The 10,448-nt window shown below is 61.3% G+C and carries 9 protein-coding genes and 1 pseudogene; 8 read left to right on the plus strand and 2 right to left on the minus strand.

Annotated features, from left to right (window positions below; all coding sequences use genetic code 11):
• Nucleotides 1-424: 424 nt before the first annotated feature.
• From dapC to ACESMT_RS19275, 7 genes are all read left to right on the plus strand, one after another.
• Entirely contained in the window at nt 425-1,636 is a 1,212-nt protein-coding gene (gene dapC, locus ACESMT_RS19245; RefSeq protein ID WP_372828203.1) for a succinyldiaminopimelate transaminase, read from the plus strand.
• Nucleotides 1,633-2,460, plus strand: coding sequence for a 2,3,4,5-tetrahydropyridine-2,6-dicarboxylate N-succinyltransferase (gene dapD, locus ACESMT_RS19250; RefSeq protein ID WP_372828204.1), 828 nt, complete (start codon nt 1,633-1,635; stop codon nt 2,458-2,460). Before dapC ends, dapD begins: the two co-directional genes overlap by 4 nt.
• Before the next feature lie 40 nt (nt 2,461-2,500).
• Nucleotides 2,501-3,682, plus strand: a complete 1,182-nt coding sequence (locus ACESMT_RS19255) for a PilT/PilU family type 4a pilus ATPase (protein ID WP_372828205.1) — start codon at nt 2,501-2,503, stop codon at nt 3,680-3,682.
• A gap of 21 nt (nt 3,683-3,703) precedes the next feature.
• Entirely contained in the window at nt 3,704-4,906 is a 1,203-nt protein-coding gene (gene dapE, locus ACESMT_RS19260; RefSeq protein WP_372828206.1) for a succinyl-diaminopimelate desuccinylase, read from the plus strand.
• A complete protein-coding gene (locus ACESMT_RS19265; protein ID WP_372828207.1) occupies nt 4,903-5,880 on the plus strand; it encodes a HemK family protein methyltransferase in 978 nt (325 codons plus the stop codon). Before dapE ends, ACESMT_RS19265 begins: the two co-directional genes overlap by 4 nt.
• Nucleotides 5,881-5,943: 63 nt before the next feature.
• Nucleotides 5,944-7,965 carry an ABC-F family ATP-binding cassette domain-containing protein gene (locus tag ACESMT_RS19270; RefSeq protein WP_372828208.1) on the plus strand — a complete coding sequence of 674 codons (2,022 nt, stop codon included), beginning with the start codon at nt 5,944-5,946 and terminating at the stop codon, nt 7,963-7,965.
• Between the two features lie 58 nt (nt 7,966-8,023).
• Nucleotides 8,024-8,527, plus strand: coding sequence for a hypothetical protein (locus ACESMT_RS19275; protein ID WP_372828209.1), 504 nt, complete (start codon nt 8,024-8,026; stop codon nt 8,525-8,527).
• Nucleotides 8,528-8,691: 164 nt separating this feature from the next.
• Here ACESMT_RS19275 and ACESMT_RS19280 read toward each other — a convergent pair whose 3' ends face one another.
• Both ACESMT_RS19280 and ACESMT_RS19285 read right to left on the minus strand, forming a co-directional pair.
• Entirely contained in the window at nt 8,692-9,174 is a 483-nt protein-coding gene (locus tag ACESMT_RS19280; RefSeq protein WP_372828210.1) for an HNH endonuclease, read from the minus strand.
• Nucleotides 9,175-9,317: 143 nt separating this feature from the next.
• Nucleotides 9,318-10,055: a transposase gene (locus ACESMT_RS19285; protein WP_372828211.1), complete on the minus strand. Its 738-nt coding sequence runs from the start codon at nt 10,053-10,055 to the stop codon at nt 9,318-9,320.
• 20 nt (nt 10,056-10,075) lie between these two features.
• Here ACESMT_RS19285 and ACESMT_RS19290 point away from each other — a divergent pair.
• Nucleotides 10,076-10,231: pseudogene (locus tag ACESMT_RS19290) on the plus strand (IS481 family transposase); the annotation flags it as partial.
• Nucleotides 10,232-10,448: the final 217 nt, after the last annotated feature.

Raw genomic sequence — 10,448 nt, forward strand, 5'->3', positions numbered from 1 at the left:
CCACGCCGACCAGCTGGCCTGGCAAGACAAAATTGGTCGGTTCAGCAAACGATTTGAACCCGGATAACTTGATCGAATTGAGACGCACGGCGGACCCTGTTTTTTTATTCGCGCTTTGAAGCTAACTTGTTGATTTATATGGCGCTTTTGATTGGCGCCTGACCCGCTTCAAGCAATGCACAGTCCGCAATGTTACCCGAGCCCCCGGGCCTGGTGCCTGTAAAAAATGGTGACTCATTCCTTGCCGCCACACAGCGGTCAAGCCATATCGGCGTGCCACCCGGTTTGCCCCCGCCCTTGACGCACCAAATAGGTCTCTAGCCCTTATCAGTATTTACCCAGCAGCTATTATTTCAGTAGCAAATCGGGGGCAGCCGCAGAAGGTCGGATACCGGCAGGCCGTCCACACTGGATAATCCGGGCCATGAATCCATTGTTGCAACGCCTGCAGCCCTACCCTTTCGAGCGGCTGCGCCAACTCCACGCCGGTGTTACCCCCAACCCGGCGTACCGGCCTATCAGCCTGGGCATAGGTGAGCCCAAACACGCCACACCTGCGCTGATCAAGGACGCTCTGGCCGCCAGCTTGGCCGGACTGGCAAGTTACCCGGCCACCGCCGGCGAGCCTAAACTGCGCCAAGCCATGGCCAGCTGGATGCAGCGCCGCTACGGCCTGGCCGTGGACCCGGCAACACAAATACTGCCGGTCAACGGCTCGCGCGAGGCCCTGTTTGCGCTGGCGCAAACCGTCATTGACCCGACACGCGTCGGGGCAACAGTGGTCAGCCCCAATCCGTTTTATCAAATCTACGAAGGCGCGGCCTTGCTGGCCGGCGCCGACACCTGGTTTGCGCCCAGCGACCCGGCGCGTAACTTTGCGGTGGACTGGGCCGCCGTGCCAGACGACGTCTGGGCCAGGACACAACTGCTGTTTGTCTGTTCGCCGGGCAACCCCACCGGCGCGGTGATGGGCCTTGACGAATGGAAGCTGCTGTTCGACCTCAGCGACCAGCACGGCTTTGTCATCGCCTCCGACGAGTGTTACAGCGAGATCTATTTTCGTGACGAGCCGCCGTTGGGGGGCCTGCAGGCCGCAGCGCAGCTGGGCCGCAGCGACTTCAGAAACCTGATCGCAATGACCAGCCTGTCCAAACGCAGCAACGTGCCTGGCCTGCGCAGCGGCATTGTCGCCGGCGACGCCGCGCTGATCAAGCCGTTTTTGCTCTACCGAACCTACCACGGCAGCGCCATGAGCCCCATCGTGCAGGCAGCCAGCATCGCGGCCTGGGATGACGAAGCCCATGTGGTGGCGAACCGCGCCTTGTACCGCGAGAAGTTCGCCCAGGTGACGCCGCTACTGGCCGCCGTGATGGATGTGGCGCTGCCCGACGCCGGCTTTTACCTGTGGGCGCAGGTTCCGGCGCGTTTTTCCGGCGACGACGCGGCTTTTTCGCGCGAGCTGCTTGGCTTTTACAATGTCGTGGTGCTACCGGGCAGCTACCTGGCCCGCGAAGCCCGCGGCCAGAATCCGGGCGCCGGCAGAATCCGCATGGCCCTGGTGGCTGAAACCGCCGAATGTGTGGAAGCCGCCGAAAGAATCGTTCAGTTCATCCAATCCACCGCCAAAGCAACATGAAACAAGACCAACTCGAAAGCATCATCAACGCCGCCTGGGAAGACCGTGCAAACCTCTCACCCCAAGCCGCTTCGAAAGAAGTGCAGGACGCGGTCGAGCACACGATTGCCGAACTCAACGCCGGTCGCCTGCGCGTGGCTACGCGCCAGGGTGTAGGCCAGTGGACGACCCATCAGTGGATCAAGAAGGCCGTGCTGCTGAGCTTTCGCCTGAAAGACAACGTGCTGATGCGTGCCGGCGACCTCGGCTTTTATGACAAGGTGCCGACCAAGTTCTCGCACCTGAGCGAGCAGGAAATGAAGGAAAGCGGCGTGCGCGTGGTGCCGCCCGCCGTGGCGCGTCGCGGCAGCTACATCGCCAAGGGCGCGATCCTGATGCCCAGCTACGTGAACATAGGCGCGTATGTCGATGAAGGCTCCATGGTGGACGCCTGGGCCACGGTCGGCAGCTGCGCGCAGGTCGGTAAAAATGTGCACCTGTCCGGCGGCGTCGGCCTGGGCGGCGTGCTCGAACCCCTGCAGGCCAACCCGACCATCATCGAGGACAACTGCTTCATCGGCGCGCGTTCCGAAATTGTCGAAGGTGTGATCGTCGAGGAAAACTCGGTGGTTTCCATGGGTGTGTATATCGGCCAGAGCACACCGATTTATGACCGTGAAGCCGACACCGTGACTTATGGCCGCATCCCGGCGGGCTCCGTTGTTGTCTCGGGTAATCTGCCCAAGGCCGGCGGCAAATACTCGCTGTATTGCGCCGTGATCGTCAAACGCGTGGATGCAAAAACCCGCGCCACCACCAGTCTCAATGACCTCCTCCGTGACTGACTGATTTCTTGATCGGAACCCGACAATGAACGCGCAGAGCATGAGCACGATGGAACGAATCCTGCGTTTGATGGCCGATAAAAAGGCCTCCGACGTTTACCTGTCGGCGCATTCGCCAGCCCTGATCAAGATCAACGGCGAGGCGATCCCGATCAACAACCAGGTGCTGCCACCAGACGCGCCGCGCAACCTGCTGGCCGAAGTGTTGCCGCCCGAAAAAATCGAGGAACTCGAAGAGCTCGGAGAGCTCAACATGGGGTTCCCGCTGGCCGGCGTCGGCAACTTCCGCATCAGCGGCTTCAGGCAACGCAGCACCTATGCGGCGGTGATCCGTTATGTCCCCAGCGAAATCCCGGCGCTGGAAAGCCTGAACGTGCCCCCCATCCTGGCTGAGCTCATCATGGAAAAGCGCGGTCTGCTGTTGATGGTCGGCTCGACCGGTGCCGGCAAAAGCACCACGCTGGCCGCCATGATGGACCACCGTAACGCCACTCAGCCAGGCCACATCCTGACGATCGAGGACCCGGTGGAATTTCTCTTCACCAACAAAAAATCGGTGGTCAACCAGCGCGAGGTTGGCAGCGACACGCAGTCGCTGCAGGTGGCGTTGAAAAACGCGCTGCGCCAGGCACCCGATGTGATTCTGATCGGCGAGATCCGCGACCGGGAAACCATGTCGGCGGCGATTGCCTATGCGCAGTCCGGCCACCTGTGCCTGGCCACCATGCATGCCAACAACAGCTACCAGGCGCTCAACCGCATCCTGAGCTTCTACCCGGTGGAAGTGCGCAGCACCATGCTGGGCGACCTGGGCGCAGCCATGAAGGCCATCGTGTCGCAGCGCCTGCTGCGCACCCAGGCCGGCGGCCGCACGCCGGCGGTCGAGGTCATGCTCAACACCAAGCTGATCTCGGAGTTGATCGAAAAAGGTGATTTCTCCGGCGTCAAGGAAGCCATGGAAAAGTCCATGGCCGAAGGCTCGCAGACCTTCGAGCAGGACATCGCCAAGTTGATCGTCAATGGCACCGTCACGCGCAAGGAAGGCGTGTTGTACGCCGACTCGCCCACCAACCTGATGTGGCGCCTGGAAAACGATTTTGCGGCAGCTGCGAAGGCCGAAGAGCCGGAAGAAGACCAGGACGATGAGGCCTCGTTCACCGAAATCACGCTCGACGTCCGCCACGACGGAAAAACCGGCAACACCGGCTACGGCAACCCCTGAGCGCAACCCAGCCCCGTTTTCATGTCATCCACACTGCGCCTTGCCGAGCAACTGATTTCACGACCGTCCGTCACCCCGGACGATGCAGGCTGCCAGGCCATCTTGGCGGCGCGGCTGCAGGCCTTGGGCTTTGAATGCGAGACCATCCTCAGCGGACCGGACAACTTCCGCGTCACCAACCTGTGGGCGAAATTTAAGGGTTTTAGCTCTTCAGCCCTTTCAGGACGGGCGCAAGCAGCTACTGATTCGATAGCAAACCAAGAGCTCAAAACACTGGTTTTTGCCGGTCATACCGACGTGGTGCCGACCGGGCCGCTGGAGCAATGGAGCAGCCCGCCCTTCACGCCCAGCCACCGCAACGGCGTGCTATTTGGCCGCGGCGCCGCTGACATGAAAACGTCCATAGCGGCCATGGTGGTCGCCGTTGAGGAGTTTCTGGCCGCCACCCCCCAGCCGAATCTGTCCATTGCCTTTTTGATCACCAGCGACGAAGAAGGCCCGTCGGTGGATGGTACGGCCGTTGTGGTCCAGCAGCTCAAAGCGCGCGGCGAGGTGCTGGACTACTGCATCGTCGGCGAGCCGACCTCGGTGGACAGACTCGGCGACATGATCAAGAACGGCCGGCGCGGCACCCTGAGCGGCAAACTCAGCGTCAAGGGTGTTCAAGGCCACATTGCCTACCCGCATCTGGCAGACAACCCCATCCACCGCTTCGCCCCGGCCCTTGGCGAGCTGGTCGCCACCGAATGGGACGCTGGCAACGAATTTTTCCCGGCGACCAGCTGGCAGGTATCGAATGTGCATGCTGGCACCGGCGCGTCCAACATCATCCCGGGCGAGCTGGTGCTGGACTTCAACTTCCGCTTTTCGACCGAATCAACGGCCGGCAGCCTGAAAACCCGGCTTGAAGCCGTTCTGCAGAAACACAAGCTCGACTACAGCCTGAAATGGACGCTGGGCGGCCAGCCTTTCCTGACCACACCGGGCGAGCTGGTGCAGGCGGTCAGTGCGTCCATCAAAGCCGAGACCGGGGTGGTCACCGAGCTTTCCACCACCGGCGGCACCAGCGACGGGCGTTTTATCGCCAGCATCTGCCCCCAACTGATCGAGTTTGGCCCGATCAACGCATCCATCCACAAGATTGACGAACATGTGCTGGTCAGCTCGCTGGAGCCGCTCAAAAACATCTACAAGGGCGTTCTGGAACGCCTGGCCGCCCTGTGAGCGCCACGCCGGCCCCCACCACCGTCATTGCACTCGTCGAACACTGGGCCGACCGGCTCGAAGCAGCCGGCCTGACCCAAGCCGACGGGTTTGGCCAAGGCACCCTCACCGCCTTTGACGAAGCCGCCTGGCTGGTGCTGTGGCGCCTGGGCCTGCCGCTGGACGAGCTGGATGAGGAAGAAAATACCCCTGTAGCCCCCGCCGATGCTGTAAAGGTTGCTATTCTTCTGGAAGCACGCATCAGCACCCGCAAGCCCGCCGCCTACCTCACGCGCGAAGCCTGGCTGCAGGGCGTGCCCTTTTATGTCGATGAACGGGTGATCATTCCGCGCTCGCTGATTGCCGAGCTGCTGGTTGATGAAAGCATCGACCCCTGGCTCCGCGAGCCGAGCGCCGCGCCGGGCCGCCCCCAGCAAGCGAGCGCCCCCTCGGGGGGCAGCGCAGCACACGAGGTGGCAAGCGTGGGGGCCCAGCCTTTTCGGGTTCTGGACCTGTGCACCGGCAACGGCAGTCTGGCGGTGCTGGCGGCCATGGCGTATCCAGACGTGGCCGTCGACGCGGCGGACGTCAGCACCGACGCGCTGGCCGTGGCCCGCATCAATGTGGACGTCCATGATCTGCAGCGGCGCATCACGCTCATCGAATCCGACGGACTGGCCGCCTGCCCCGGCCCCTACGACCTGATTCTGTGCAACCCGCCCTATGTCAATGCAGCCACCATGGCCACCCTGCCTGCCGAATTCCGGGCCGAACCCGTGCTGGCGCTGGCGGGAGGTGAGGACGGCATGGACTTCATCAGAAGCCTTTTTCTAAACGCCGCCGCTCATATGAGCGAAAATGCAGTCTTGGTGCTGGAAATCGGCAACGAGCGCGAGAACTTTGAACGCGCCTTTCCCGAGCTTGAACCTCTGTGGTTCGAGACCAGCGCAGGCCCTGACCAGGTGTTGCTGCTCACACGTGAGCAATTGGGCTGATTGGCCCGAAACCTGCGTCCTGGCCACCACGGCCGATAATTTTCCTGAGTTTGTCTGTTTTAAATGATTACCCTTAAAAACGTGGTGCTGCGTCGCGGCGCCAAAGTGATTCTTGACAGCGCGTCTGTCAGCATGAACCCCGGTGAAAAAATCGGCCTGGTGGGTCGTAATGGCGCGGGCAAGTCTTCGCTGTTTGCCATGCTCAACGGCACGCTGCACGAAGACGGCGGCGAGTTCTACATTCCGCAGCAGTGGCGCATGGCGCAGGTTGCGCAGGACATGCCCGAGACCGAACAAAGCGCTACCAGCTACGTGATCGAAGGCGACGTGGTGCTGCTGGCCGCGCAGGCCGAGGTTGATGCTTCAGAAGCCAGCGGCGACGGCGACCGCATGGCCCATGCCTACATGGACCTCTACGACTCGGGCGCGCACGACGCGCCGGCGCGCGCGCAGGCCTTGATTTTGGGTCTGGGCTTCAAGGTCAGCGAGCTCGACAACCCGGTCAACAGCTTTTCCGGCGGTTGGCGCATGCGCCTGCAACTGGCACGCGCGCTGATGTGCCCGTCTGACCTGCTGCTGCTCGACGAGCCCACCAATCACCTGGATCTGGACGCCTTGGTCTGGCTGGAAGCCTGGCTGCAGCGTTACCAGGGCACCATGCTGGTCATCAGCCATGACCGTGAGTTCCTGGACGCCGTGACCGATGTCACCGTCCACATCGAACGAGCCAAACTCACACGTTACGGCGGTAATTACAGCAAGTTTGAAGACCTGCGCGCCGAACAGATGGCGCTGCAGCAGGGGGCTTATTCCAAACAGCAGGACAAGATCGCCCACCTGCAGAAGTTCATTGCGCGTTTCAAGGCCAAGGCCAGCAAGGCCAAACAGGCGCAAAGCCGCGTCAAGGCGCTGGACCGTATGGAGAAAATCGCGCCACTGCTGGCCGAAGCCGATTTCACCTTCGAGTTCAAGGAACCGGCCAACCTGCCCAATCCCATGCTGTCGATGCAGAACGCCTGGTTCGGCTACCCACCGCCCGAAGATGCGCCGGCAGGCACACCGCCCACCGTCATCGTGCAAAACGTCAGCAAGTCGGTGCTGGCTGGCCAGCGCATCGGCATCCTGGGCGCCAATGGCCAGGGCAAATCCACTGTGGTCAAAACCATTGCGCGGGCATTGGCCCCCATCAGTGGTGAGATGACCGAAGGCAAGGGCCTGAACATCGGCTACTTCGCGCAGCAGGAGCTCGATGTGCTGCGTCCGGCCGACAACCCGCTTGAGCACATGATCCGCCTGGTCAAGGAAGTCACCGCCGCCGGAAAAATGGGCAACCAGCCTACCCGCGAGCAGGACCTGCGCAGCTTCCTGGGCAACTTCAATTTCAGCGGCGACATGGTCAAGCAGTCCGTCGGCAGCATGAGCGGTGGCGAAAAGGCCCGGCTGGTGCTGTGCATGATCGTCTGGCAGCGCCCCAACCTGCTGCTGCTTGACGAGCCAACCAACCACCTGGACCTGGCCACCCGCGAGGCGCTGTCCATGGCGCTCAACGAGTTCGAGGGCACCGTGATGCTGGTCAGCCATGACCGCGCCTTGCTGCGCGCCGTGTGTGACGAGTTCTGGATGGTGTCCCAGGGCGGCGTCGCGCCGTTTGACGGCGACCTGGACGACTACCAGAAGTACCTGCTGGACTACGCCAAACGCCAGCGCGAAGAGGCCAAGAAGGCCGCCAGCGCGCCGGCACCAGCCGCAGTTGCTACTAAAACAGTAGCTGCCAGCGCTCAGCCGGCGGGCGCTACAGGCACATCTGATGCAAAAAAGTCGGTTGGCAAGCGCGATGATGGCCCGCGCCGTCAGCAGCAAAGCGACAACACCAAACCGCTGCGCAAGGAACTTGAAAAAATCGACGTCCGCATGGCTGCGCTGACAGCCGAACGTGACAGCCTGCAGGGCGTGCTGGCAAGCACCACCGTCCCTGCGGAGCTGGCGCAGTCCGGCAAACGGCTCAAGGCGATAGACGCTGAACTGGACACGCTGGAGGAGCGCTGGCTGGAACTCACCGAGCAGATCGAAACCGCCGCGGTCTGACAGGCCGGCAAGGTCGCCGCCTCTAACCTTCAGAGGTGAATCGAGCTAAAGTGGGTGTATGCCTACCGCCCTCCAGATGGCCGCCAATGACGCGGCACTTTCAGCCGCCGTCACCCGAAGCCGCAAAATGCTGCACAAACGTGCTGTGGTCGCCGCTGCGGCCAGCGCCGTGCCTGTGCCCGGACTCGACTGGGCGGTCGATGCGGCGATGCTTTCCAGACTGATCCCCGAGATCAACAGGGAGTTTGGCCTCACGCCGCAGCAGCTCGACCAGCTCGACCCCGACAAACGCGACCAGGTCCAGAAGGCCGTCACCATCGTCGGCTCGGTGCTGATCGGCAAACTCATCAGCCGCGAGCTGGTCATCAAAGCCGCGACAAAAATCGGCATGCGCCTGACCACCAAGCAACTCGCCAAATACGTGCCCTTCGCCGGTCAGATCGTCGCGGCCACGGTCGGTTACGCAGCCATCCGCTACCTTGGTGAGGAACACATGAAAGACTGCATTCGTGTGGCACAACAGGCACAGCTGGAGGTGCCTCTGCTGGGCCATTCTGGCTGAGCATTCTGCGGACATCAGCCAAAGAAAAAGCGCCTTACTTTCGAGTCAGGCGCTTTGAGTTTTGGTGGGGCCTGCGGGGGTCGAACCCACGACAAACGGATCAAAAGGGGGATAAACCCCTTATTTATCAACGACTTATGCTCGCCTTCGCTCGTTACTTTTCGCTAAATTTCGCCAGGATTGTCACGCTGTGGCACCTCGGGCGCCTGGAGTCCCATCACTCTGAGGACTTCTCTCGGATGCCACCTTCCTCCGCTTATTCTGGACCTCACCCGACGAAGGTGTTCGTCGGCGCTTCGTGGAATTTTTCGTTTGTGGCGCGTGCAATTGCAGTGCCTACATGCAGCCACTATGTTGTCGGGTAGATCGCTGCCGCCCTCACTTCGTGGCCTCAGATGCTCGGCTGTGCACTGGAGCCGCTTGGCCTGTTGTTTCGTTATATCGTAGGAACGTGTCAGCTCAATGCTTGAACGTGTCCACATTGCACAACGGCAGTAGAAGCACAAACCAGCTTGAGCTCTGTAGGCTGCTTGGCGAGAATTATTAAGTGTTTTGCTCATAGGGGACTCCATGTTGGAAATCCCCGGTGGCTTTTGGCTCAGAGCGGGCATCGGCGTTGTGCGATCCGATGTGCTGACGTTTTGCATCAGCGGGCCGGGCAAGAAAATCCGGCGCAACTGAAATATACAACGTTCTTCAGTGCATGTCGAACACTATCAAACTTGGATAAAGCAACTTCTTTTCTGTAATTTTTCGGAATTTGGTTTTGGGTGTTTATTTTTGGGGGTGCTCAGGGCTTCATGGTCAGGTAGATTTTTGCGGTCATCCACTCCTCATCTTGTTCGGCCAGCAAGGCGCTCACCAAGCGCAGACAACTGTTGGTGTTGGGGAACAAAGTGGCCACGCGGGTTCGGCGTTTGAGCTCCTTGTTCAGGCGCTCCAAACCGTTGGTGGTGCGCATACGCACCCGGTGGCCCTCGGGCAGGTCGAAGACGGCAAACCCTTCAGGCAGATTTTTCTCCGCCCAAGCCGCCAGCTGCGGGTGGCTGACCTGCCAGTCCTTGAGTGCGGCGTTGAGCAGGCGCTGCGCCTCAATGGCATCGCTGGCGTTGAAGATGCCGCGTATTTGTCGGGCCACCGGTGTGCGCTGGTCCAGTCGGCTGACATAGCCCTGCGCGTTGTGCTGCAGGTGGAACTGGCAGCGCTGCCAGGGCACGCCCGGGAACAGCGCTTTGCGTGCGGCCTTCAAACCTGCATGGTCGTCACTGGCGATGAATTTGACCCCACGCAGGCCACGTTCAATCAGGCTGTCCAGAAAGGCCCGCCAATGCACCTCAGCCTCGGACAGCGCCACTGAGACACCCAGCACCCGGCGGTGCCAGGTTGCGCTCACGCCGATGGCCACCAACACCGCACAGTCCACCGTCTCGCCGGCGCGCATTTCTAAGGTCGTCATGTTGCGGGTCAGCGTGGACTGCGTCACGCCCAGCTGAAGTGCTGCGGCGGTTAGCGGGCCTTTATCCAGCACGGCAGCCAGTTGTAACAAATGCCTACGGTCGTGCTTACGCCAATTCCGAGCAGCGCCGTGCAGCCTTACCCGTCTGGACCCACTTTTATAACTGGCACCGTCCGCATCACGGCATCGGATGCCAATCTCCTATGTCCCGAATCTCACGATCACGAAAGAACCTCTTGACTCTTCACACCTGGGGTGCCCGGGTTTTGTCATTAACGCGCGATCTCTACTGCGCGGATGTGGCTGAGGAACGCCTCAGGCCAAGCCGGGGTTTCCCGCCACGCCGACCAGACGGGGCACATTGAGCTTGGGCGGTTTGATAACTTTTTTGGCCTGCAGGTAGGTCTCGACCACCTCCCAGGCTGGCGGTCCGGCATTTTTGCTGGCCTCAGCCACCGGCGCCCA

This window comes from Polaromonas sp. (assembly GCF_041689105.1).
Classification (GTDB): Bacteria; Pseudomonadota; Gammaproteobacteria; order Burkholderiales; family Burkholderiaceae_C; genus Polaromonas.